Annotated in this window: 23 protein-coding genes; 16 read left to right on the top strand and 7 right to left on the bottom strand. The window is 55.6% G+C overall.

What is annotated here, in order from left to right:
* Positions 1-17 precede the first annotated feature (17 nt).
* The 3 genes from uvrD to corA all read left to right on the top strand — a co-directional run bounded on the left by uvrD (position 18) and on the right by corA (position 3484).
* The gene (gene uvrD / locus AB2B48_RS18950) at positions 18-2180 is read left to right on the top strand and encodes a DNA helicase II (protein ID WP_185669765.1); all 2163 of its coding nucleotides are present in this window, start codon (positions 18-20) and stop codon (positions 2178-2180) included.
* Positions 2181-2327: 147 nt separating this feature from the next.
* Positions 2328-2384, top strand: coding sequence for a YsgD/CorL family protein (gene ysgD, locus AB2B48_RS18955; RefSeq protein ID WP_368301982.1), 57 nt, complete (start codon positions 2328-2330; stop codon positions 2382-2384).
* 149 nt (positions 2385-2533) lie between these two features.
* Positions 2534-3484 carry a magnesium/cobalt transporter CorA gene (gene corA, locus AB2B48_RS18960; protein ID WP_185669764.1) on the top strand — a complete coding sequence of 317 codons (951 nt, stop codon included), beginning with the start codon at positions 2534-2536 and terminating at the stop codon, positions 3482-3484.
* Positions 3485-3526: 42 nt separating this feature from the next.
* Here the strand turns inward: corA and rarD are convergent, their stop codons facing one another.
* Both rarD and yigI read right to left on the bottom strand, forming a co-directional pair.
* Complete coding sequence (rarD, locus tag AB2B48_RS18965) at positions 3527-4420, bottom strand: EamA family transporter RarD (protein WP_368299850.1); 894 nt, start codon at positions 4418-4420, stop codon at positions 3527-3529.
* 50 nt (positions 4421-4470) lie between these two features.
* Positions 4471-4938 carry an acyl-CoA thioesterase YigI gene (gene yigI / locus AB2B48_RS18970; protein ID WP_220439443.1) on the bottom strand — a complete coding sequence of 156 codons (468 nt, stop codon included), beginning with the start codon at positions 4936-4938 and terminating at the stop codon, positions 4471-4473.
* Between the two features lie 161 nt (positions 4939-5099).
* On the opposite strand from yigI, the gene pldA reads away from it, so the two are divergent.
* The 3 genes from pldA to rhtC all read left to right on the top strand — a co-directional run bounded on the left by pldA (position 5100) and on the right by rhtC (position 8618).
* A complete protein-coding gene (pldA, locus tag AB2B48_RS18975) occupies positions 5100-5966 on the top strand; it encodes a phospholipase A (RefSeq protein WP_368299851.1) in 867 nt (288 codons plus the stop codon).
* A 117-nt stretch (positions 5967-6083) separates the two neighbouring features.
* Positions 6084-7913 carry an ATP-dependent DNA helicase RecQ gene (recQ, locus tag AB2B48_RS18980; protein ID WP_185669760.1) on the top strand — a complete coding sequence of 610 codons (1830 nt, stop codon included), beginning with the start codon at positions 6084-6086 and terminating at the stop codon, positions 7911-7913.
* A gap of 81 nt (positions 7914-7994) precedes the next feature.
* Positions 7995-8618 (top strand): threonine export protein RhtC, encoded by a 624-nt coding sequence (gene rhtC, locus AB2B48_RS18985; RefSeq protein ID WP_185669759.1) that lies wholly within the window; start codon positions 7995-7997, stop codon positions 8616-8618.
* 45 nt (positions 8619-8663) lie between these two features.
* On the opposite strand, the gene AB2B48_RS18990 is transcribed toward rhtC, so the two are convergent.
* Together AB2B48_RS18990 and rhtB are read right to left on the bottom strand one after the other, a co-directional pair.
* Entirely contained in the window at positions 8664-9572 is a 909-nt protein-coding gene (locus tag AB2B48_RS18990; protein ID WP_368299852.1) for an Rpn family recombination-promoting nuclease/putative transposase, read from the bottom strand.
* A 153-nt stretch (positions 9573-9725) separates the two neighbouring features.
* Positions 9726-10346, bottom strand: a complete 621-nt coding sequence (gene rhtB, locus AB2B48_RS18995; protein ID WP_035894409.1) for a homoserine/homoserine lactone efflux protein — start codon at positions 10344-10346, stop codon at positions 9726-9728.
* 109 nt (positions 10347-10455) lie between these two features.
* Here rhtB and pldB point away from each other — a divergent pair, with 109 nt between their 5' ends.
* The 3 genes from pldB to AB2B48_RS19010 all read left to right on the top strand — a co-directional run bounded on the left by pldB (position 10456) and on the right by AB2B48_RS19010 (position 13275).
* Complete coding sequence (gene pldB, locus AB2B48_RS19000; RefSeq protein WP_368299853.1) at positions 10456-11448, top strand: lysophospholipase L2; 993 nt, start codon at positions 10456-10458, stop codon at positions 11446-11448.
* Between the two features lie 41 nt (positions 11449-11489).
* On the top strand, positions 11490-12290 hold the full coding sequence (yigL, locus tag AB2B48_RS19005) for a sugar/pyridoxal phosphate phosphatase YigL (protein WP_333497225.1): 801 nt from the start codon (positions 11490-11492) through the stop codon (positions 12288-12290).
* 85 nt (positions 12291-12375) lie between these two features.
* Positions 12376-13275: a carboxylate/amino acid/amine transporter gene (locus tag AB2B48_RS19010; RefSeq protein ID WP_185669755.1), complete on the top strand. Its 900-nt coding sequence runs from the start codon at positions 12376-12378 to the stop codon at positions 13273-13275.
* Here the strand turns inward: AB2B48_RS19010 and metR are convergent.
* Entirely contained in the window at positions 13163-14116 is a 954-nt protein-coding gene (gene metR / locus AB2B48_RS19015; RefSeq protein ID WP_333013117.1) for an HTH-type transcriptional regulator MetR, read from the bottom strand. The two genes, AB2B48_RS19010 and metR, sit on opposite strands and share 113 nt — an antisense overlap.
* A gap of 235 nt (positions 14117-14351) precedes the next feature.
* Here metR and metE point away from each other — a divergent pair, with 235 nt between their 5' ends.
* Positions 14352-16613: a 5-methyltetrahydropteroyltriglutamate--homocysteine S-methyltransferase gene (gene metE / locus AB2B48_RS19020; RefSeq protein WP_368301983.1), complete on the top strand. Its 2262-nt coding sequence runs from the start codon at positions 14352-14354 to the stop codon at positions 16611-16613.
* A 46-nt stretch (positions 16614-16659) separates the two neighbouring features.
* On the opposite strand, the gene AB2B48_RS19025 is transcribed toward metE, so the two are convergent.
* Positions 16660-17472: a dienelactone hydrolase family protein gene (locus tag AB2B48_RS19025; protein WP_220439436.1), complete on the bottom strand. Its 813-nt coding sequence runs from the start codon at positions 17470-17472 to the stop codon at positions 16660-16662.
* A gap of 237 nt (positions 17473-17709) precedes the next feature.
* Between AB2B48_RS19025 and udp the strand changes: the two genes are divergently transcribed.
* The gene (udp, locus tag AB2B48_RS19030; RefSeq protein WP_185669752.1) at positions 17710-18471 is read left to right on the top strand and encodes a uridine phosphorylase; all 762 of its coding nucleotides are present in this window, start codon (positions 17710-17712) and stop codon (positions 18469-18471) included.
* A gap of 53 nt (positions 18472-18524) precedes the next feature.
* Here the strand turns inward: udp and AB2B48_RS19035 are convergent, their stop codons facing one another.
* Positions 18525-18962 carry a CZB domain-containing protein gene (locus AB2B48_RS19035; protein WP_368299854.1) on the bottom strand — a complete coding sequence of 146 codons (438 nt, stop codon included), beginning with the start codon at positions 18960-18962 and terminating at the stop codon, positions 18525-18527.
* A gap of 399 nt (positions 18963-19361) precedes the next feature.
* Here AB2B48_RS19035 and rmuC point away from each other — a divergent pair, with 399 nt between their 5' ends.
* The 5 genes from rmuC (at position 19362) to tatA (ending at position 24340) form a co-directional block, all read left to right on the top strand.
* On the top strand, positions 19362-20771 hold the full coding sequence (gene rmuC, locus AB2B48_RS19040) for a DNA recombination protein RmuC (RefSeq protein WP_185669750.1): 1410 nt from the start codon (positions 19362-19364) through the stop codon (positions 20769-20771).
* 100 nt (positions 20772-20871) lie between these two features.
* Positions 20872-21627, top strand: a complete 756-nt coding sequence (gene ubiE / locus AB2B48_RS19045; protein ID WP_185669749.1) for a bifunctional demethylmenaquinone methyltransferase/2-methoxy-6-polyprenyl-1,4-benzoquinol methylase UbiE — start codon at positions 20872-20874, stop codon at positions 21625-21627.
* 14 nt (positions 21628-21641) lie between these two features.
* Complete coding sequence (locus AB2B48_RS19050) at positions 21642-22247, top strand: ubiquinone biosynthesis protein UbiJ (protein WP_368299855.1); 606 nt, start codon at positions 21642-21644, stop codon at positions 22245-22247.
* Entirely contained in the window at positions 22244-23884 is a 1641-nt protein-coding gene (gene ubiB, locus AB2B48_RS19055) for a ubiquinone biosynthesis regulatory protein kinase UbiB (protein WP_185669747.1), read from the top strand. Before AB2B48_RS19050 ends, ubiB begins: the two co-directional genes overlap by 4 nt.
* Before the next feature lie 201 nt (positions 23885-24085).
* The gene (gene tatA, locus AB2B48_RS19060; protein WP_123651758.1) at positions 24086-24340 is read left to right on the top strand and encodes a Sec-independent protein translocase subunit TatA; all 255 of its coding nucleotides are present in this window, start codon (positions 24086-24088) and stop codon (positions 24338-24340) included.
* Position 24341: the final 1 nt, after the last annotated feature.

The raw sequence follows: 24341 nt of genomic DNA on the forward strand, positions 1-24341 counted from the left end.
TGATTCCGGCGGTGCCAATGGACGTTTCTTACCTGCTCGACAGCCTCAACGATAAACAGCGCGAAGCCGTCGCGGCGGAGCGGACCAATATGCTGGTGCTCGCCGGGGCAGGCAGCGGCAAGACTCGCGTGCTGGTGCACCGCATTGCCTGGCTGCAAAGCGTCGAAAACTGCTCGCCGTACTCCATCATGGCGGTCACCTTTACCAACAAAGCGGCGGCGGAGATGCGCCACCGTATCGCTGAGCTGATGGGCACGTCGCAGGGCGGCATGTGGGTCGGGACCTTCCACGGGTTGGCGCACCGTTTGCTGCGTGCGCACCACCTGGACGCCAATCTGCCGCAGGATTTCCAGATCCTCGATAGCGAAGACCAGCTGCGCCTGCTGAAGCGCCTGATCAAGGCGATGAACCTCGACGAGAAACAGTGGCCGCCGCGCCAGGCAATGTGGTTTATCAACAGTCAGAAAGACGAAGGGCTGCGCCCTCACCATCTGCAAAGCTACGGTAACCCGGTTGAGCAGACCTGGCAGAAGGTCTACCAGGCCTACCAGGAAGCGTGTGACCGCGCGGGGCTGGTGGACTTCGCCGAGCTGTTGCTGCGCGCTCATGAGCTGTGGCTCAACAAACCGCATATCCTGCAGCACTATCGCGAACGCTTTACCAATATCCTGGTGGACGAATTCCAGGATACCAACAACATTCAGTACGCCTGGATCCGCCTGTTGGCGGGCGACACCGGTAAGGTGATGATCGTGGGCGATGACGACCAGTCGATCTACGGCTGGCGCGGGGCGCAGGTGGAGAACATCCAGCGCTTCCTCAACGATTTCCCCGGTGCAGAAACCATTCGTCTGGAGCAGAACTACCGTTCAACCAGCAATATCCTCAGCGCCGCGAACGCCCTGATTGAAAACAACAACGGGCGCCTGGGCAAAAAGCTGTGGACCGACGGCGCCGACGGCGAACCGATTTCACTCTACTGCGCGTTTAACGAACTCGATGAAGCGCGCTTTGTGGTGAACCGCATCAAGACCTGGCAGGACAACGGCGGCGCGCTGACGCAATGCGCCATCCTCTACCGCAGCAACGCCCAATCACGCGTGCTGGAAGAGGCGCTGCTGCAGGCCAGCATGCCGTACCGAATCTACGGCGGTATGCGCTTCTTCGAACGTCAGGAAATCAAAGACGCGCTCTCCTATCTGCGTCTTATTGCCAACCGTAATGACGACGCCGCGTTTGAGCGCGTGGTGAACACGCCAACCCGCGGCATCGGCGATCGCACGCTGGACGTGGTACGCCAGACCTCGCGTGACCGCCAGCTGACGCTGTGGCAGGCCTGCCGTGAGCTGCTGCAGGAGAAAGCCCTTGCCGGTCGTGCGGCAAGCGCGCTGCAACGCTTTATGGAGCTGATTGACGCACTGGCGCAGGAAACGGCCGATATGCCGCTGCACGTGCAGACCGACCGTGTGGTGAAAGACTCTGGCCTGCGCATGATGTACGAGCAGGAAAAAGGCGAGAAGGGCCAGACGCGAATCGAGAACTTAGACGAACTGGTTACGGCAACGCGCCAGTTCAGCTACAACGAAGAAGATGAAGATTTAATGCCGCTGCAGGCGTTCCTCTCCCACGCGGCGCTGGAAGCCGGGGAAGGCCAGGCAGATACCTGGCAGGACGCGGTGCAGTTGATGACCCTGCACTCGGCGAAAGGCCTGGAGTTCCCGCAGGTGTTTATCGTCGGCATGGAAGAGGGGATGTTCCCAAGCCAGATGTCGCTGGATGAAGGCGGGCGTCTGGAAGAAGAGCGCCGCCTGGCCTACGTCGGCGTCACCCGTGCGATGCAGAAGCTAACGCTGACCTACGCCGAAACCCGCCGCTTGTACGGCAAAGAGGTTTACCATCGCCCGTCGCGCTTTATCGGCGAGCTGCCGGAAGCCTGTGTCGAAGAGGTTCGTCTGCGCGCGACGGTCAGCCGCCCGGTCAGCCATCAGCGAATGGGCACGCCAATGGCGGAGAACGACACCGGCTATAAACTAGGCCAGCGTGTACGCCATGCGAAGTTTGGTGAAGGCACCATCGTCAACCTGGAAGGCAGCGGTGAACATAGCCGACTGCAGGTCGCTTTCCAGGGGCAAGGAATTAAATGGCTGGTGGCCGCTTACGCCAGGTTAGAAAACGTATAACGTTCAGAAAAACATAACATTTTTGTCACCTTCTGCTAGCCTTAATAAAGAGAAGGTAATTAATCTAACTTAGCGTTTCGTTGCGTGTTGACGGCGTTTTTTTGCTGGCGTAACATGCGCGCACGATTACGCTAAGAGGACAAAGCCTTGGACACACCCAGTAGATGCTGGCTCACCTTCCTGTCATTCAGGAACAACTCCTAAGGCTATCCTCTTATGCTGATAGCCTTAGCGGTTGTCAGCGACTCGTATTTCCCGTCGCATTGAGTCAGGCTGTTTAATGGTCTGAAACCCCTGTAGTTTCTGTGTGCCCACCGGCTGTCCGATAATTTTTTGCATTGGGAGTCCCGGTCATGCTGAGCGCATTTCAACTGGAAAACAATCGTTTAACGCGTCTTGAGGCGGATGAGATCGATCATCTTGCCAGCTCGGTTTGGGTGGATTTAGTCGAGCCAGATGACGACGAACGAAACCGTGTGCAAAAGGATTTGGGCCAGAACCTGGCCACGCGCCCTGAACTGGAAGACATCGAAGCATCCGCACGTTTTTTTGAAGACGAAGACGGCCTGCACATCCACTCCTTCTTCTTTTATGAAGATGCGGACGATCACGCAGGTAACTCCACCGTCGCATTCACCATCCGCGAAGGGCGTTTGTTCACCCTGCGTGAGCGTGAGCTGCCGGCATTTCGCCTCTACCGCATGCGTGCGCGTAACCAGGCGATGGCGGACGGTAACGCCTACGAGCTGCTGCTCGACCTGTTCGAAACCAAGATCGAACAGCTGGCGGACGAAATCGAAAACATCTATAGCGACCTCGAAAAGCTAAGCCGCGTCATTATGGAAGGGCATCAGGGCGATGAGTATGACGAAGCGCTCTCGACGCTAGCGGAACTGGAAGATATCGGCTGGAAAGTTCGCCTGTGTCTGATGGATACCCAGCGCGCGCTGAACTTCCTCGTGCGTAAGGCGCGTCTGCCGGCAGGCCAGCTGGAGCAGGCACGGGAGATTCTGCGAGATATCGAATCCCTGCTGCCGCACAACGAATCGCTGTTCCAGAAGGTTAACTTCCTGATGCAGGCGGCGATGGGCTTTATCAACATCGAGCAGAACCGCATCATCAAGATCTTCTCGGTGGTCTCCGTGGTCTTCCTGCCGCCGACGCTGGTGGCCTCCAGTTACGGGATGAACTTTGAGTTTATGCCGGAGCTGAAGTGGAGCTTTGGTTACCCTGGAGCGATTATCTTTATGATTCTGGCCGGGCTTGCGCCGTACCTGTACTTTAAACGCAAGAACTGGCTGTAATAGCCGTGCCGGATGGCGCTTACGCCGCCATCCGGCAATCTTCTAGCTCCGGCGCACCCGTCTTTGCGTATACACCGCATCCATCACGAATATCGCCAGCGCCACCCAGATAAAGGCAAAGGTTACCATCTTATCTGCGCCCGGCACCTCACCGTAGAACGTCACCGCCAGCAGGAACATCAGCGTTGGGCCGATGTACTGGAAGAAGCCCAGCGTTGACAGACGTAGACGGGTCGCCGCCCCGGTAAAGCACAGCAGTGGGATAGTGGTCACCACGCCTGCGGCAATCAGCAGCAGGTTCAGCGACCACGGATTTTGCCCCATATGGCTGGTGGCGCTATCAGCGATGCCGAACAGGTAAATCGCCGCTACCGGCAGCAGCCAGAGCGTCTCGAAAAGCATGCCGGTCTGGGCATCGACGGCAATTTTCTTACGCACCAGGCCATAGAAGGCGAAGCTGAACGCCAGCCCCAGGGCAATGATTGGCAGCGAACCGAAGGTCCAGAGCTGTACCAGAACGCCGCAAATCGCCAGCGCGACGGCAACCCATTGCATGCGGCGGAAACGCTCGCCGAGGAAAATCATCCCCAGCAAAATATTCACCAGCGGGTTAATAAAGTAGCCGAGGCTTGCCTCCAGCATATGGTGGTTATTGACCGACCAGATAAACAGCAGCCAGTTACCGCCAATCAGCACCGCCGATAGTGCCAGCAGGAAGACCTTCTTTGGCGTCTTCAGCAGCGTTTTAACCTGCGGCCATTGGCGGCTAAAGCTGATGAGTGCCACCATAAAGAAAAACGACCAGATAACGCGGTGGGTCAGGATCTCATCGGCAGGAACGTAGTAAATCAGCTTGAAGTAGGCTGGAGCGATGCCCCAGATGAAATAGGCGGCAAGGGCCAGAAGCACGCCCTGTCGCGTTTGTTTGGGATCCATGTGAAACATCCATTTCGAAAAAGTAACGCAATTTTACGCGATTCTGGCGGTTATCCCACCATATAAGTCGCCGTGGCGCTGGCGATATGCGTTTTCTCTTCGTTGTGCAGCTCAACGCGGGCAACGGCAACCTTATTGCCTGCGCGCAGCAGCGTGCTGGTGGCGGTAAAACGCGAGCCGCGTCCTGGACGCAGATAGTCCACGCGCAGGTCGATGGTGCCCATTTTTGACAAGCGCTGGCGCAGCTCATCTTCATTGATGGTGTCATGACGCGCCAGCGTACTGCCCACGCAGACCAGGCCTGCCGCGACATCCAGTGCCGAGGCGATCACCCCTCCGTGCAGAATGCTTTGTGCCCAGTTGCCCACCATCATCGGCTGGTTGTTAAAACTCAGCTGTGCGAACGCCTTTTCGTAGACATCCAGCTCCAGATTCAGGGCCCGGTTGAACGGCATATGGTAGACAAAGATTTCGCCAACCAGCTTGAGTGCGGCTTCCGCGGTGAGTTCTGCAGACATAGTGACCTTACATTTCATTGTTAATAAAATGTTGATTTTATGCCGATTGAATGTTGATTTCTACTTTCAGAAAGGTTTGATGAGCAAGAACAGCGTAAACAGGTAGAATACGTGTCAATTTGTTATCCATTATTTGCATATATCTCAGGGGAAGTTGACTGATGCGGATCTCACTCAGTGGGCTACTGGCGCTGCTGCTGCCTGTCGCGGCGTTGGCACAGGAAGCGACAATTAAAGAGGTGCACGATGCACCGGCAGTACGCGGCAGTATTATCGCCAACCTTCTACAGGAGCATGATAACCCGTTCACGCTCTACCCCTATGAAAGCAACTACCTGCTTTACACCTGGACCAGCGACCTCAATAAAGAGGCGATTCGTTCCTACGACTGGGCCGAGAATGCGCGTAAAGATGAGGTGAAATTCCAGCTTAGCCTGGCCTTCCCGCTGTGGCGCGGCATTCTGGGGGATAACTCGGTACTGGCAGCGTCTTACACCCAACGTTCCTGGTGGCAGCTTTCCAACAGCGATGAGTCTTCGCCGTTCCGTGAGACCAACTATGAGCCGCAGCTTTTCCTCGGCTTTGCTACCGATTATCGCTTCGCGGGCTGGACGCTTCGCGACGTTGAGATGGGCTATAACCATGATTCCAACGGCCGCTCAGATCCCACTTCCCGCAGTTGGAACCGACTCTATACGCGTTTGATGGCGCAAAACGGCAACTGGCTGGTTGAGGTGAAGCCCTGGTACGTGATTGGCGATACCGACGATAACTCAGATATCACCAAATATATGGGCTATTACCGGCTGAAAATCGGCTACCAGCTGGGCGACGCGGTGCTCAGTGCGCAGGGGCAATACAACTGGAACACCGGCTACGGCGGCGCGGAGCTGGGTGTGAGCTATCCGGTCACTAAGCACGTTCGCCTCTATACTCAGGTGTACAGCGGATACGGTGAATCGCTTATCGACTATAACTTTAACCAGACTCGCGTTGGGGTCGGGGTCATGCTTAACGACCTGTTTTAAGAGCAATTCCTGCGGTTTGTTGCGAGCACGGCCGAAGGAATTCGTCTAAAACGTTGCAGTTTGGCACGCGGGCGCTGAAAATAGCGCCTGTTTTTATTTAACGGTAATGGGGTCAATGTGGCACAGGCGGAAGTTTTAAATCAGGAATCGCTGGCTAAGCAGGTTTTGCAAGAGACCTTTGGCTACCAGCAGTTCCGCCCTGGCCAGGAAACCATTATCGACACCGTGCTGGAAGGGCGCGACTGCCTGGTCGTGATGCCTACCGGCGGCGGTAAGTCGCTGTGTTATCAAATCCCTGCGCTGGTGCTTAACGGCCTGACGGTGGTGGTTTCACCGCTGATCTCGCTGATGAAGGACCAGGTCGATCAGCTGCTGGCGAACGGCGTGGCGGCGGCCTGTATCAACTCCACCCAAACCCGCGAACAGCAGCAAGAGGTGATGGCCGGCTGCCGTACCGGGCAGATTCGCCTGCTCTATATCGCCCCGGAACGTCTGATGCTGGATAACTTCCTTGAGCATCTGGCGCACTGGAATCCGGCGATGCTGGCGGTGGATGAGGCGCACTGTATCTCGCAGTGGGGGCATGACTTCCGCCCGGAATACGCGGCCCTTGGCCAGCTGCGTCAGCGCTTCCCCGCGCTGCCGTTTATGGCGCTTACCGCTACCGCCGATGACACTACCCGTAGCGACATTGTGCGCCTGCTGGGGCTGAACGACCCGCTGATTCAAATCAGCAGCTTCGACCGCCCGAATATCCGCTACATGCTGATGGAGAAGTTTAAACCGCTCGATCAGCTGATGCGCTACGTGCAGGAGCAGCGGGGAAAATCCGGCATTATTTACTGCAATAGCCGCGCGAAGGTAGAAGACACCGCGGCTCGCCTGCAAAGCCGCGGCATCAGCGCGGCGGCGTATCATGCCGGGCTGGAAAACACCGTGCGCGCCGACGTGCAGGAAAAATTCCAGCGCGACGACCTGCAAATCGTGGTGGCCACCGTGGCCTTCGGGATGGGTATCAACAAGCCCAACGTCCGTTTCGTGGTGCATTTCGACATCCCTCGCAATATCGAATCCTACTATCAGGAAACCGGCCGTGCCGGGCGCGATGGCCTACCGGCGGAAGCGATGCTGTTTTACGACCCGGCCGATATGGCGTGGCTGCGCCGCTGCCTGGAAGAAAAGCCAGAGGGCATGCTGCTGGATATCGAGCGGCATAAGCTCAACGCGATGGGGGCGTTTGCCGAAGCGCAGACCTGCCGTCGTCTGGTGCTGCTCAACTACTTTGGCGAGGGCCGCCAGGAGCCTTGCGGCAACTGCGATATCTGCCTCGACCCACCGAAACAGTACGACGGCGTGCAGGACGCGCAGATTGCGCTCTCCACCATTGGCCGGGTTAACCAGCGCTTTGGGATGGGCTACGTCGTCGAGGTCATCCGCGGTGCCAACAGTCAGCGTATTCGTGAGTTCGGCCACGATAAGCTCAAGGTGTACGGCATGGGGCGCGACAAAAGCCATGAACACTGGGTCAGCGTCATTCGTCAGCTCATTCATTTAGGCTTCGTCACCCAGAACATAGCCCAACATTCGGCGCTACAGCTGACCGACGCTTCCCGTCCGGTGCTGCGCGGCGAAGTGCCGCTGCAGCTTGCGGTGCCGCGTATTGTGGCGCTGAAGCCGCGCGTGATGCAGAAAGCGGCGGTGGGTAACTACGACAAGCAGCTGTTTGCTAAGCTGCGTAAGCTGCGTAAAGCCATTGCCGATGAAGAAAATATCCCGCCTTACGTCGTCTTTAACGACGCGACGCTGATTGAAATGGCAGAACAGATGCCTATCTCCCCAAGCGATATGCTCAGCGTCAACGGTGTGGGCACGCGTAAACTCGAACGCTTTGGCCGCGAATTCCTGGCGTTGATTCGCGCTCACGTCGACGGAGATGATGAGGAGTAGTCAGTTTGCGGAAAAAGTGCAAAGATGGTGACTCACTGTACGCTTTTCCGCGAATTTATCGTCCCGTTTGGTAGGCCTATCATGATTACGTTATTCCTGACCGTCGCGCTGGTGCACATCATTGCTTTGATGAGCCCGGGGCCGGACTTCTTTTTTGTCTCCCAGACCGCCGTGAGCCGCTCGCGCAAAGAAGCGATGATGGGCGTGCTAGGGATCACCTGTGGTGTGATGGTCTGGGCGGGCGTTGCGCTGCTCGGCCTGCATCTGATTATCGAAAAAATGGCGTGGCTGCACACCATCATTATGGTCGGCGGTGGTCTGTACCTATGCTGGATGGGCTACCAGATGCTGCGCGGAGCGCTGAAGAAAGAGCCGTCTGACGCTGCGGAAGAACCGCAGGTCGAACTGGCTCAGGGCGGACGCAGCTTTATGAAGGGCCTGCTGACGAATCTCGCCAACCCAAAAGCGATTATCTACTTTGGTTCAGTGTTCTCACTGTTTGTCGGTGACAACGTCGGTGCGGGCGAGCGCTGGGGGATCTTCCTGCTGATTATCCTCGAAACGCTGGCTTGGTTTACCGTCGTGGCGAGCCTGTTTGCGCTGCCTGCAATGCGTCGCGGCTACCAGCGCGCGGCGAAGTGGATCGACGGCGTGGCGGGCACGCTGTTCGCGGGCTTCGGCATTCACCTGATTATTTCGCGCTAAGTGGTTGGCCCACTCGGTATCGTTATCGGGTGGGCTAATCGGCGTTTAGTGGTTAAGTTGCTGGAGTTCATCGGGGGAAAGTCCGGTGATCTCAGTGATGATGTTGCTATCAAGACCCCGTGCCAGCATTGCTTTTGCCACATGATGCAATGTGGCGAGTTTACCTTCCAGAATACCTTGTTGAATCCCTTCCTGACGGCCAATCAACTTTAACTGTTCTGCCATAGTCATAAGCTTTTCTCCATGCTGCGGCACGCGCTGTGCCAGTCCATACAATAGTTTTTGAACATCCTGGGTTTGTCCGGCCTGTATCAGATAGTTTACTAGCACGGTTATTTGTTGTCCGCTCATGTGTCCCAGAATGAACAAACTGGCTAGCTTGTCTTGTAGCAACGCGATATCCCGCTGCCGGATATGCTTCTGCACCAGCGTCAGCGCTGCCATGCTGCGGTGTTGCATAATCTCGTCGTCGGGGATAACCGTAATATCCACCAGCGGGAAAGGTGAGGTGTAGAGCTGACGTGCAGCGACGGGGTCGCTGAACCCATCCAGCCAGTTTAGCGACCAGGGATAAGGGCTGCGTTTGCCGTGATAAAACAGAATGGGAACCACCAGCGGTAAGGTTTTATGACCGCCTTCGAGATGGCGCTGCATGGCGGCAACGGCGTAGCGCAGTAATCTGAAAGCCATATGTTTATCCGGCGTGCTTTGGTGTTCGATAAGAACGTGGATATAGCCGCGCCCAGTGGTGGTCTGCAGCGAATAGATAACATCACTGTAGTAGGGGCGTAGATCGTCTTCGATATAGCTCCCCGATTCCAGCCGTAGCGTCTCTAGCTTGCAGAGTTGGAGAAGCTGAGTGGGCAGGTGGAGGCGAATAAAATCCCGCGCCGTATCGGCGCAGGAGAGAAAGGTTTTAAACACCGCGTCATGCGGCGTGGCTGTCTCCGCCATCGTTTATCATCCGTGAATGAAAAGTCTGGCGGCATTCTGGCACTCAGGCTTTTTGTGGTGTAGCGGTTATTCCAGGCTTCTTTCCGGGATGCGCCGCCGCTCGCGCGATTTTGTCAGTTAGCGGCTCCCACGACAAAAATTTGCGTGCTGTATTCAGGCATGTCGAGCCGATGCCAGCAGCGCCCCTACCAGCATAAACAGCGAGCCGAACACTTTATTCAACGCCTTCATCTGCTTCGGCCCTTTAATCCACGCTGAGATCCGCTGCGCCAACGTCGCGTAGCCAATCATCACGATGATATCGACGACGATGGTTGTCACCCCAAGAATCAGGTACTGCATTATCTGCGGCTGATGCGGCACGATAAACTGTGGGAACAGCGCGGCCAGGAACACGATGCTCTTCGGGTTGGTCAGGTTCACGAACACCGCACGCTGGAACAGCTTGCCGCGACTTTGCGTTTTCGCCAGCGTTTTCAGGTCGATGGAGCCTGCCGCACGCCATTGCTGAATGCCGAGCCAGATAAGGTACGCCGCCCCCGCCCACTTCAGCACCTCAAAGGCCAGCAGGGAGCGCGAGAAGAGGGTACCCAGGCCTACGCCAACCAGCACGATGTGAATCGCCAGGCCGGTTTGCAGCCCGGCAATCGATGCCGCCGCGCCGCGATAGCCGTGGTTAATAGAGGTGGTCATGGTATTGATCGCCCCTGAGCCCGGCGAAAGGCTAAGAATTATGGATGTGAGCAGGTAGGCGAACCACCATTCGAAGGTCATGAGAAACTCCCTGGTTATCTGTTTTTATGCCACAATACGCTATTGTCCTGACGTTGTGTCAGGCGTCACAAAAAAATGATTTTCAGCGGTTAGCAGGGGTGGAAGCCCGATGTTTCAACAGCAAAAGGATTGGAATACAAGAGAAAACGCGTTTGCTGCCTTTACGACCGGCCCGCTGATGGATTTCTGGCGAGGGCGGAAGGAAGCGGAGTTTATCGGCGTTGACGGCATTCCAGTACGGTTTGTTCGGTTCAGTTCACCGGCGCACGACAGCGTGATCGTGGTCTGCCCTGGGCGAATTGAGAGCTACGTGAAGTATGCCGAGCTGGCGTACGACCTGTTCCATAGCGGCTTTGATGTGCTGATTATCGACCATCGCGGTCAGGGGCGCTCCGGGCGTATGTTGTCTGACTCCCATCGCGGCCACGTGGCGAAATTTAGCGACTACGTTGACGATCTTGCCGCCTTCTGGCAACAGCAGGTACTGCCGGGACACTGGCGGCAGCGATTTATTCTCGCTCACTCGATGGGCGGCGCCATCGCCACGCAGTTTTTGCAGCGTCATCCGCAAGGCTGTGATGCCATCGCGCTTTGTGCACCGATGTTTGGGATTATTATGCGCCTGCCGGAATGGGTAGTAAGGCCGCTTCTCGACTGGGCTGAGGGCCATCAGCGTCTTCGGGAAGGGTATGCAATGGGAACGGGCCGATGGCACGCGCTGCCGTTTGGCATTAATGTACTGACCCATAGTCGCGAACGCTATCGGCGTAACGTTCGTTTTTATGCCGATGAACCCCGGTTGCGCGTGGGAGGCCCCACATATCACTGGGTCAGAGAAGGTATCCTGGCAGGGGAGCAAATCCTCGCCGGTGCCGCAAAAGAGACGTTCCCCGTTCTGCTGATTCAGGCAGAGGAGGAACGCGTCGTTGATAATCGCATGCACGATCGTTATTGCGAAATTCGCGCCGAAGCGGGCCACCCTTGTGATGGCGGTAAGCCGCTTGTCATACAGGGCGCCTATCATGAGATCCTTTTTGAAAAGGACGCTATGCGCTCAGTCGCACTCACTGCCATCGTCGATTTTTTCCGTCGACATTGTTAATTCGGCGCCAGCGGCGCACTGTTTAGAGGTTAAATTCGAATATGTACCAGGTTGTTGCGTCTGACTTAGATGGCACCTTACTCTCCCCCGACCACCACTTAACGCCGTACGCGAAAGAGACGCTAAAGCTGCTCACCGAGCGCGGCCTGAACTTCGTCTTTGCGACCGGACGTCATTACATCGACGTAGGCCAGATTCGCGATAATCTGGGGATCAAATCCTACATGATCACCTCCAACGGCGCGCGCGTGCACGATGCCGATGGGAAACAGGTTTTCGCTCATAACCTCGATCGTGATATCGCCGCCGATCTCTTCGGCATCGTGAATGACAACCCGGATATCGTCACCAACGTTTACCGTGAAGACGAATGGTTTATGAACCGTCATCGCCCGGAAGAGATGCGTTTCTTCAAGGAAGCGGTATTTAACTACACCCTGTATGAGCCGGGTATGCTGGAGCCGGAAGGGGTCAGCAAGGTGTTCTTCACCTGCAACGATCACGAAACGCTGCTGCCTTTGGAGCAGGCGATTAACGCGCGCTGGGGCGATCGCGTCAACGTCAGCTTCTCTACGCTCACCTGTCTGGAAGTGATGGCGGGCGGCGTGTCGAAAGGCCATGCGCTGGAAGCGGTGGCGAAAGCGATGGGCTATACCCTTAAAGATTGCATCGCGTTTGGCGATGGCATGAATGACGCCGAAATGCTGTCGATGGCAGGTAAAGGCTGCATCATGGCAGGCGCGCATCAGCGTCTGAAAGATCTGCATCCGGAGCTTGAAGTGATCGGCTCGAACGCCGATGACGCGGTACCGCACTTCTTGCGCGACATGTACCTGCGTTAATTATCAACAACCGACTAGTTATTGGTCAGTTGTCAACCGGTAACTCCGCTACAATGAATGCTCATCTTCCTATGAGACATTCATTGTGGCGCTCCTGATTATTACCACCATCCTGTGGGCTTTCTCTTTTAGCTTCTACGGCGAGTACCTTGCCGGACACGTCGACAGTTACTTTGCGGTGCTGGTGCGCGTGGGCCTGGCGGCGCTGGTCTTCCTGCCGTTTCTTCGCACCCGTGGGCACAGCCTGAAAACCGTTGGCCTGTATATGCTGGTGGGCGCAATGCAGCTTGGCATCATGTATATGCTGAGCTTCCATGCTTATCTCTACCTGACCGTCTCCGAGTTGCTGCTGTTTACCGTCCTCACGCCGCTCTACATCACGCTGATTTACGACCTGATGAGCGGACGCCGCCTGCGCTGGAGCTACGCGTTTAGTGCGCTGCTGGCGGTGATTGGCGCAGGGATTATTCGTTACGACCACATCACTAACCATTTCTGGACCGGGCTTATCCTGGTGCAGCTCTCCAATATCGTCTTTGCCATCGGTATGGTGGGCTATAAGCGTCTGATGGAGACCCGGCCAATGCCGCAGCATAACGCCTTTGCCTGGTTCTATCTCGGGGCGTTTCTGGTCGCGACGGTGGCCTGGATGCTGCTCGGCAACGCGCAGAAAATGCCGCAGACTCTGCCGCAGTGGGGGATTTTGGTATTTCTTGGTGTGGTGGCTTCGGGGATTGGCTACTTCATGTGGAACTACGGTGCTACGCAGGTGGATGCGGGCACCTTAGGCATTATGAACAATATGCATGTGCCCGCGGGGCTGCTGGTGAACCTGGCAATCTGGCATCAACAGCCCCACTGGCCGAGCTTCCTTACAGGGGCTGCGGTGATACTGGCCTCACTGTGGGTGCATCGCCATTGGGTCGCTCCGCGTTCTTCACGAACGGCAGATGATCGCAAGCGTGATTCCGCGCTGAGCGAATAAACGCATCCATCACCGGCTGACGCTGCTCGCCATCGCGCACGGCGGCGTACAGGCGGCTCCACAATCCTTCGCCCAGGGTTTTGGTCACAATCAGACCCTGGCGCTCAAAACTCTCCACCACCCAGTGCGGCAGAGCGGCAATGCCCATCCGCGCGGCGACCATCTGCACCAGCAGCAGCGTGTTATCAACGCTTTTCAACTGTGGGCTGACGCCAGCAGGCTGCAGGAAATGACGCCAGACATCCAGACGCTGGCGCTGAACCGGATAAATCAACAATGTTTCTGCCGCCAAATCTTCTGGCGTGATGCGTGCTTTGGTCGCCAGCGGGTGATCCGGCGACAGTACCAGGCGCACTTCAAAATCAAACATCGGCGAGTAGTGCAGGCCGCTGCGCGGCAGGATGTCTGAGGTAAGCACCAGATCCAACTCGCCCTGCTGTAGAGCAGGCTGCGGGTCAAAGGTGACACCAGACTTAAAGTCCATCTCAACCTGCGGCCACTGCTTGCGGAAATTTTCCAGCGCGGGCGTCAGCCACTGAATACAGCTATGGCATTCGATGGCGATACGCAGCGTGGCCTGCTGAGGTTCATGACAGGCCTGCAGCGCCTGTGTGATTTGCGGCAGCACCTGGTTTGCCAGCTGCAGCAAAATCTCCCCCTGTGGGGTAAAGCGCAGCGGCTGGCTTTTACGTACGAATAGCCGAAAGCCAAGGCGCTGTTCCAGATCGCTGAACTGGTGAGACAGGGCGGATTGGGTCTGGTGCAGCGTCGCCGCGGCGGCCGCCAGAGAACCACTGTTCCGCAACGCCTGGAGCGTTTTCAGATGTTTAATTTCGATCATGAAAGTCCTTCACTTCGGCATGAACAATTTGCGCTTGAGGAATATACAGTACCTGTCGATTATGGATGTGTAAACATCTGGACGGCTAAAATCCTTCGTCTTTTAAATTTATGGTGCGTTGGCTGCGTTTATTCACCCCAGTCACTTACTTAAGTAAGCTCCCGGGGATTCATAAACTTGCCGCCTTCCCTAAATTGAAAATCCAAAGGATTTAAACACTTAAGAGAGGCATATGATGACTATTCAAAACCACACCCTCGGTTTCCCCCGCGTTGGCCTGCGTCGCGAGCTGAAAAAAGCGCAAGAGAGCTATTGGGCGGGTAACGCCTCCCGTGAAGAACTGCTGGCCGTTGGCCGCGAACTGCGCGCCCGTCATTGGGAGCAGCAGAAGCAAGCGGGTATCGACCTGCTGCCGGTGGGCGACTTCGCCTGGTACGATCACGTGTTGACCACCAGCCTGCTGCTGGGCAACGTCCCGGCTCGCCATCAGAACAAAGATGGCTCCGTCGATATCGACACCTTATTCCGTATTGGCCGTGGCCGCGCACCGACCGGTGAACCTGCGGCGGCGGCAGAAATGACCAAATGGTTTAATACCAACTATCACTACATGGTGCCTGAATTCACTAAAGGCCAGCAGTTCAAGCTGACCTGGACCCAGCTGCTGGACGAAGTTGACGAAGCGCTGGCGCTTGGCCACAACGTGAAGCCTGTCCTGCTGGGGCCGGTTACCTATCTGTGGCTGGGCAAAGTGAAGGGTGAGCAGTTTGACCGCCTGACCCTGCTAAACGACATCCTGCCGGTGTATCAGCAGGTGCTGGCTGAACTGGCGAAGCGCGGTATTGAGTGGGTGCAGATTGATGAACCTGCGCTGGTGCTGGAACTGCCGCAGGCATGGTTAAACGCATTTAAACCGGCCTATGATGCGCTGCAGGGGCAGGTGAAACTGCTGCTCACCACCTATTTCGAGGGCGTGACGCCGAATCTGGAAACCATTACTACGCTGCCGGTACAAGGGCTACACGTTGACCTGGTGCACGGTAAAGATGATGTTGAAGCCCTGCATCAGCGCCTGCCCGCTGACTGGCTGCTCTCCGCTGGCCTGGTTAACGGCCGCAACGTCTGGCGCGCCGACCTTACTGAAAAATATGCGCAGATTAAAGCGCTGGTGGGTAAACGTGACCTCTGGGTCGCCTCTTCCTGCTCGCTGCTGCACAGTCCTATCGATCTGAGCGTCGAAACCCGCCTGGACGCAGAAGTGAAGAGCTGGTTTGCCTTCGCCTTACAAAAATGTGGTGAGCTGGCGCTGCTTCGTGATGCGCTGAACACCGGCAACACGGCGGCACTGGTCGAGTGGAGCGCGCCGATTCAGGCTCGCCGTCACTCAACCCGCGTGCACAATGCGGCAGTGGAACAGCGTCTGGCGGCGATTACCGCCAAAGACAGCCAGCGTGCTAGTGCTTACCCGGTACGCGCTGAAGCGCAGCGTTCTCGCTTTAATCTTCCGGCCTGGCCGACCACAACGATCGGCTCTTTCCCGCAAACCACCGAGATTCGCGGCCTGCGTCTGGATTTCAAAAAGGGGAATCTGGACGCGAATAACTACCGCACCGGCATTGCCGAACACATTAAGCAGGCGATCGTCGAACAGGAGCGTCTGGGGCTCGATGTGCTGGTGCACGGTGAAGCCGAGCGTAACGATATGGTGGAATACTTCGGTGAACACCTCGATGGTTTCGTCTTTACCCAGAACGGCTGGGTGCAGAGCTACGGTTCTCGCTGCGTGAAGCCGCCCGTTGTCATCGGCGATGTGAGCCGACCGGAAGCGATCACCGTGGAGTGGGCGAAGTATGCCCAGTCTCTGACCGACAAACCGGTGAAAGGGATGCTGACCGGTCCGGTCACGATTCTTTGCTGGTCCTTCCCGCGTGAAGACGTGACCCGTGAAACCATCGCTAAGCAGATTGCGCTGGCGCTGCGTGATGAAGTGGCGGATCTGGAAGCGGCCGGTATTGGTATCATCCAGATCGATGAGCCAGCACTGCGTGAAGGTCTACCGCTGCGCCGTAGCGATTGGGCCGCCTACCTGGAGTGGGGCGTGGAAGCCTTCCGTATTAACGCCGCGGTGGCGCAGGATGATACCCAAATCCACACCCACATGTGTTACTGCGAGTTCAACGACATCATGGATTCCATTGCGGCACTGGATGCGGATGTGATCACTATCGAAACCTCCCGTTCCGATATGGAGCTGCTGGAGTCGTTCGAAGAGTTCGACTACCCGAATGAAATCGGGCCGGGCGTCTATGACATTCACTCGCCGAACGTACCAAGCGTGGAGTGGATTGAGGCTCTGCTGAAGAAAGCCGAGCAGCGCATTCCGGCGGAGCGCCTGTGGGTTAACCCGGACTGTGGTCTGAAAACGCGTGGCTGGCCAGAAACCCGTGCTGCACTGGCGAACATGGTCAAAGCGGCGCAGAACCTGCGTCAGGCTTAAAAAATCAAACGGAGGCTAACGCCTCCGTTTTCCTTTACTAAGGGAACTAGCCTTTTTTCCCGCCGTACTGCGCAAACCACGCCAGCATACGCTGCCAGCCATCTTTCGCTGACTCTTCATGATAGCTCGGGCGGTAATCGGCGTTGAACGCATGACCGGCTTCCGGGTAAACCACGATCTCGGCATTTGCATTGGCCGCTCGTAGCGCGTGGCGCATCGTTTCAACCGACTCCAGCGGAATCCCCGTGTCCTGGCCACCGTACAGACCTAGCACCGGGGCGCTAAGATCGACCGCGATGTCGACCGGGTTTTTCGGCATCTTCAGCGTTTTGTCACCCACCAGACGGCCATACCAGGCAACGGCGGCTTTGAGCTGCGGGTTATGTGCGGCGTATAGCCAGGTAATGCGGCCACCCCAGCAAAAGCCCGTCATCAATAAACGGCTGGCATCACCGCCGTTACGTGCCGCCCAGTTGGCGACGTGATCGAGGTCGGCCAGCACCTGCGCGTCGGGGACTTTTGACACCAGGCCGCTAAACAGCGAGGGGACATCGTCATAATCGTTCGGGTCGCCCTGACGGAAGTAGAGCTCTGGTGCGACAGCCAGATAGCCCTCTAACGCCAGACGACGACAAATATCGCGGATGTGTTCGTGGACACCAAAAATCTCCTGCACTACGATGATTACCGGCAGCGGCGCATCGCTATGCTTAGGGCGAGCGTAGTACGCTGGCAGCGTATCACCCTGTGAAGGAATAGAGGTTTCTCCCGCTGAGATAGCCTCTTCGGGCGTATGAACGGTGGTTGAGGCGTGAGGTGAAGCCGCAGGGGCAAATCCAGGTTGTCTGTTGGTTGTCATGGCATTCTCCGTACCCTTTTAATGAACTCATAGCCAAATCACATTGCCTGAATGCGGCGTATTTTTGGTCAGCAGGGAGTAACAATAACTTGTTAATGTGATGTGAATCACTAATTGCGTGGAATTTAATGTAATATTTTTAATTCTTAGTGATTGTGGTCACGAAAAGATGTTGTGGTCTTCTATAAAGTACATTTTTGCTTCTTCTGACAAAACTGAACCACAGAGGAGTTCTTTATGTCCAAGTCTGATGTTTTTCATCTCGGCCTCACCAAAAGCGACCTTCAAGGGGCTACACTCGCTATCGTCCCAGGTGACCCGGAACGTGTGGAAAAGATCGCCGCGCTAATGGAAAAGCCGGTAAAACTGGCATCTCACCGTGAATTTACCTCCTGGCGTGCCGAACTTGATGGCAAGTCAGTGATCGTTTGCTCTACCGGTATCGGTGGTCCATCCACCTCTATCGCCGTGGAAGAACTGGCCCAACTGGGTATCCGCACCTTCCTGCGCGTAGGCACCACCGGCGCCATTCAGCCGCATATCAACGTCGGTGACGTTCTGGTGACCACCGCTTCCGTCCGTCTGGATGGGGCGAGCCTGCACTTTGCGCCGATGGAATACCCGGCAGTCGCTGACTTCGCGTGTACGACTGCGCTGGTTGAAGCGGCGAAAGCCGTAGGTGCGACCACGCACATCGGCGTAACCGCCTCTTCCGATACCTTCTATCCGGGTCAGGAACGCTATGACACCTTCTCCGGCCGCGTAGTGAGAAACTACAAAGGCTCGATGGAAGAGTGGCAGTCAATGGGCGTAATGAACTACGAGATGGAATCCGCGACGCTGCTAACCATGTGCTCAAGCCAGGGTCTGCGTGCGGGGATGGTTGCTGGCGTTATCGTTAACCGTACCCAGCAGGAAATCCCGAACGCTGAGACGATGAAGCAGACTGAAAGCCACGCGGTGAAAATCGTGGTGGAAGCGGCACGCCGCCTGCTGTAAAGGAATGCTCAAGTATAAAGGCCTCATACGAGGCCTTTTTTATATTCGGCAATTTAATGTTGTGAGGCTTCTAATAACTCGCCCAGAGATAATCCCACTTCTTCTGACAATGGCATCAGTTCATTCTTTACAGTCGCTAACGCCTCCATAAAATGGCCTTTCTTATGTAGCGATACAATAGAACCGGCACATTGATGAAACTGTGCATGGAGTTCACGAAAGCGTTCATATTCAGGATGTTTAGCTAATGACTTGCCTTCGTTATATATCCATTCACCAACCTGGCACAACGCATCGTTAGAGACCTGTGCAGCATCAAACTCATCTTCCCGATGCTCTCGCAGGGCGGTAATCCAGCGTTCACGCCATGCAATATGAAAAGCAATGGCCTCTTCAAGGATTAAGCCGTTCAGGTTTTGCTGTTCCTTAGGAATGCCAAGGCTAATATTTTCACCTGCAATTCTCTTTTTTATCCATGTGCTAAATTCCATAATATTCTCCATGTTTATGGTTGCTATCTATGTTCTATAGTCGTATTGCTCATAGGGATTAATAACTAATAAATTTATTCTTATATTATTAGGCGTTGCTGTAGTTGCCTGGGATAATATACTTATTAAGGGTATGGTAATTTATGTTGCCAGGCAATGACATTATAAATATATTTTTGTAATATATATATTTGTTATTACTCTTTCGTTGTATATTTTCCTTGCTGTTTAAATAATTTTTGAAAATGATATGAGAAATATTACTTATTATATAAATAGCACTCTGCAGGTTCATCTCTCTCTTTTTGCGTGGAGGCTCGCAGGAAACCGCTTTAAAACTGGACGTTTATACAGCACAATTCTATTTTGTGCAGATAACCGGTTTATGCAGGGGGCATTGTGGATATTGCCGTGGTGATTTATGCGCTGGTCGCGCTGGCGGGCATCGTGATTGGCTGGCTGGCGGCGAGCTATCGCGTGGCGCAGCAGCGTGCCGAACAGCTGGCTGAAGAACGCGACGTGTACGGTGAGCTGAGTGCGGCAAAACAGCAGGTTGCCCAGAACGCCCACTGGCGGGAAGAGTGCGAGCTGCTCAATAACGAGCTGCGTAACCTGCGAGAAATAAACGCCTCGCTGGAGGTCGACCTGCGGGAAGTCACCACGCTGCTGGAGACCACACGTCAGCACGGCGACGAAAAGTACCGCCTGATGCTCAACAGCGAGCAGCGCCTGAGCGAGCAGTTTGAAAACCTGGCCAACCGCATCTTCGAACAGAGCAACCGCCGGGTGGAGGAGCAAAACCGCCAAAGCCTGCACGGCCTGCTCACGCCGCTTCGCGAGCAGCTTGATGGTTTTCGCCGTCAGGTTCAGGAGAGCTTTGGGCAGGAGGCGCGCGAGCGTCACACGCTGGCACATGAAATTCGTAACCTCCAGCAGCTCAACGCCCAGATGGCGCAGGAAGCGGTCAACCTGACCCGCGCGCTAAAAGGCGACAACAAAACCCAGGGTAACTGGGGGGAAGTGGTGCTTACGCGCGTATTAGAGGCTTCTGGTCTGCGTGAAGGGCATGAATACGAAACCCAGGTCAGCATCAATACGGACGCGAACTCCCGTATGCAGCCGGACGTTATCGTGCGCCTGCCGCACCGTAAAGACGTGGTGGTGGATGCCAAAATGACGCTGGTGGCCTACGAGCGTTACTTTAACGCTGAAGATGACTACACCCGCGAAACCGCGCTGCAGGAGCATATTGCGGCGGTGCGTAACCATATCCGCATGCTAGGTCGTAAAGATTATCAGCAGTTGCCGGGGCTACGATCGCTGGACTACGTCCTGATGTTTATCCCCGTTGAACCCGCCTTTCTGCTGGCGCTGGACAGGCAGCCCGAACTGATTAGCGAAGCGCTGAAAAACAATATTATGCTGGTCAGCCCGACCACGCTGCTGGTGGCGCTGCGGACTATCGCCAACCTCTGGCGCTATGAGCATCAGAGCCGTAATGCGCAGCATATTGCTGAACGTGCGAGCCGCTTATATGACAAAATGCGTCTTTTCGTGGATGACATGTCGGCTATCGGTCAAAGCCTCGATAAAGCGCAGGAAAACTACCGACAGGCGATGAAAAAGCTCACTACCGGGCGCGGCAACCTGCTTACGCAGGCCGAGGCGTTCCGCCACCTTGGGGTGGAGGTAAAACGCGAGATTAATCCGGAACTGGTTGAACAGGCGACGGCGCAGGACGATGATTTTCGACTGCGTGACGACACAGACACGAATGATGACAATCCGTTAGCCGCCGAACGTCGCTAAAACGCTCGCCGCACGGGTTTGGTAACGGGGTGGAATCGTAGGGCAATTGCGTCCAATCTGTTACACTCCATGAACATTTTCTTGATAAGCAGGCATAGAGATGGTTGAGGATTCACAAGAAACGACGCACTTTGGCTTTCAAACAATCGCCAAATCACAGAAAGAAAACATGGTGGCGCATGTCTTCCATTCTGTCGCCGCAAAATACGATGTGATGAATGATCTGATGTCATTCGGTATCCATCGTCTCTGGAAGCGTTTTACCATTGATTGCAGCGGCGTGCGCCGTGGACAGACGGTCCTCGATCTGGCGGGCGGCACCGGTGACCTGACGGCAAAATTCTCGCGTATGGTCGGTGAAACCGGCCGCGTGGTGCTGGCCGATATTAACGACTCGATGCTCAAAATGGGCCGTGAAAAGCTGCGCAACATCGGCGTGGTGGGTAACGTGGAGTACGTGCAGGCAAACGCTGAAGCGCTGCCGTTCCCGGATAACACCTTCGACTGCATCACCATCTCCTTTGGCCTGCGTAACGTCACCGACAAAGACAAAGCGCTGCGCTCGATGTATCGCGTACTGAAGCCGGGCGGACGCCTGCTGGTGCTGGAGTTCTCCAAGCCGGTTATCGACCCGCTGAGTAAAGCTTACGATGCCTACTCGTTCCACATCCTGCCGCGTATTGGCGAAATGGTGGCAAACGACGCCGAAAGCTACCGCTATCTGGCGGAATCTATTCGTATGCACCCCGATCAGGACACCCTGAAAGAGATGATGCAGAACGCTGGGTTGGAAAACGTTGAGTACTTCAACCTGACGGCAGGGATTGTCGCGCTGCATCGCGGCTATAAATTCTGATAAGCGGGGGCCACATGCCTTTAAAACCCTTAGTGACCGGCAGTATCGAAACCGCGATTAACGCGCTGTTATGGCGTGAGAAAGCGTTGAAGCCTGCCCGTCAGCGTCTTATCGGAAAAGTATTACGCATTGAGCTGAAAGAGTTTTCTTCTCCGCTGGTGCTGATATTTAGCGAGCGTCAGGTTGACGTGGTCGGCGCGTGGGACGACGAGGCGGATTGCACCGTCATCACCCGCGCCAGCGTGCTGCCTCAATTACGCAACCGTCAGCAACTGACGGCACTCATCCGCAATAACGACCTGGAAGTGCAGGGCGATCTTCAGGTCGTGCAAAACCTGGTGTCGCTAGCGGACATGGCAGAGTTCTCTCCCGCAGAACTGCTGGCACCCTATACCGGCGATGTGGCGGCAGAGGGGATCAGCAAAGCGCTGCGTGGCGGGGCGAAGTTCATACAGCACGGGTTGGCGCGCCAGCAGCGCTATGTGGCGGAGACCCTGACGGAAGAGTGGCGACTGGCACCCGGCGCGCTGGAAGTGGCCTGGTTTGCGGAAGAAACGGCGGCCGTTGAGCGTGATGTTGCCGCGCTGACGAAACGGTTGGAAAAACTGGAGGGGAAATGACGCCAGGAGAATTACGGCGCCTGTATTTTATCATCCGCACCTTTTTGAGTTACGGGCTTGATGAGCTCATTCCCAAAATGCGTATCACGCTGCCGCTGCGAATTGGGCGTCGGCTGTTGTTCTGGATGCCAAATCGCCACAAGGAAAAGTCGCTAGGTGAACGTCTGCGCTTAGCGTTGCAGGAGCTTGGCCCGGTATGGATCAAGTTTGGGCAGATGCTCTCTACCCGTCGTGACCTTTTCCCCCCGCAAATTGCCGATCAGCTCATTATGCTGCAGGACCGCGTGGCGCCGTTTGACGGCAAGCTGGCAAAGCAGCAGATTGAAAAATCGATGGGCGATATCCCCGTTGAAAGCTGGTTTGATGATTTTAGCATTGAGCCGCTGGCTTCAGCCTCCATTGCCCAGGTGCACACTGCTCGCCTGAAAGAGAACGGCAAAGAGGTCGTCATTAAGGTTATCCGCCCGGACATTCTGCCGATTATCAAAGCGGACATGAAGCTTATCTATCGCCTGGCGCGCTGGGTACCCCGCCTGCTGCCGGACGGTCGTCGCCTGCGCCCGCTGGAAGTGGTGCGTGACTATGAAAAGACGCTGATAGATGAACTGAACCTGCTGCGCGAAGCGGCGAACGCCATTCAACTGCGCCGCAACTTCGAAAACAGCCCGATGCTGTACGTGCCGGAGGTCTATTCAGACTACTGCCGCGTTGACATGCTGGTGATGGAGCGCATCTACGGTATTCCGGTCTCTGACGTAGAGACGCTGGAAAAGCAGAATACCAATATGAAGCTACTGGCCGAACGCGGCGTGCAGGTCTTCTTCACCCAGGTATTCCGCGACAGCTTCTTCCACGCGGACATGCACCCGGGGAATATTTTCGTCAGCTATGAACACCCGGAAGACCCGCAGTACATCGGCATCGACTGTGGCATCGTTGGCTCGCTTAACAAGGACGATAAACGCTATCTGGCGGAAAACTTTATCGCCTTCTTCAACCGCGACTACCGTAAAGTTGCCGAACTGCACGTCGATTCCGGCTGGGTTCCGGCGGACACCAATGTGGAAGAGTTTGAGTTTGCTATCCGCACCGTTTGCGAGCCGATTTTTGAAAAGCCGCTGGCGGAGATCTCTTTCGGTCACGTGCTGCTGAACCTGTTTAACACCGCCCGACGCTTCAATATGGAAGTCCAGCCACAGCTGGTGTTGCTACAAAAGACATTACTTTACGTAGAAGGGGTAGGACGTCAGCTCTATCCTCAGTTAGATTTATGGAAGACGGCAAAGCCTTTCCTTGAATCATGGCTGAAAGATCAGGTCGGTATTCCGGCGCTGGTTCGCGCCCTGAAGGACAAAGCGCCGTTCTGGATTGAAAAGATGCCGGAACTGCCGGAGCTGGTGTATGACAGCCTTCGGCAGAGCAAGCAGGTTCAGGCGAGCCTTGAGAAACTCTCGCAGAATCTGACAACGCATCACACCCGTCAGGGTCAATCGCGTTATCTCTTTGGTATAGGCGCGGTTTTACTCCTGAGCGGTACAGTATTGTTAGTGAATCGCCCGGAATGGGGCCTGACACCCGCATGGCTTATGGCCGGAGGGCTGGTGGTATGGCTCGTCGGGTGGCGGAAGACGCGCTGAATTATGCGTCGCTAAGAGGGCGCTGCATAACGTATAATGCGCGCTGATTATTTCATCATCTATGCACAAAATCATTCAAGCTGCGTCAAGGCGGCAAGTGAGTGAATCCCCTGGAGCTTACATCAGTAAGTGACTGGGGTGAACGAACGCAGCCAACGCAGAGGCGGCTTGAAGGATGAAGTGCATATCAGAGGGATATGTATGGGTGGTATTAGTATTTGGCAGTTGCTGATTATCGTCGTTATCGTGGTTCTGCTTTTCGGGACTAAAAAGCTGAGCTCGCTGGGATCCGACTTAGGTTCGTCTATCAAAGGCTTCAAGAAAGCCATGAGCGATGAAGACGACACCAAAACCAAAGCGGACCAGGATGCAGATTTCACTGCAAAATCAATCACTGATAAGCAGGAAAGTGCAAAGAAAGACGAAGCGAAACGCCACGACAACGAGCAGGTGTAAT

The sequence above is a fragment of the Kluyvera sichuanensis genome, assembly GCF_040930405.1.
GTDB classification, from domain to species: domain Bacteria; phylum Pseudomonadota; class Gammaproteobacteria; order Enterobacterales; family Enterobacteriaceae; genus Kluyvera; species Kluyvera sichuanensis.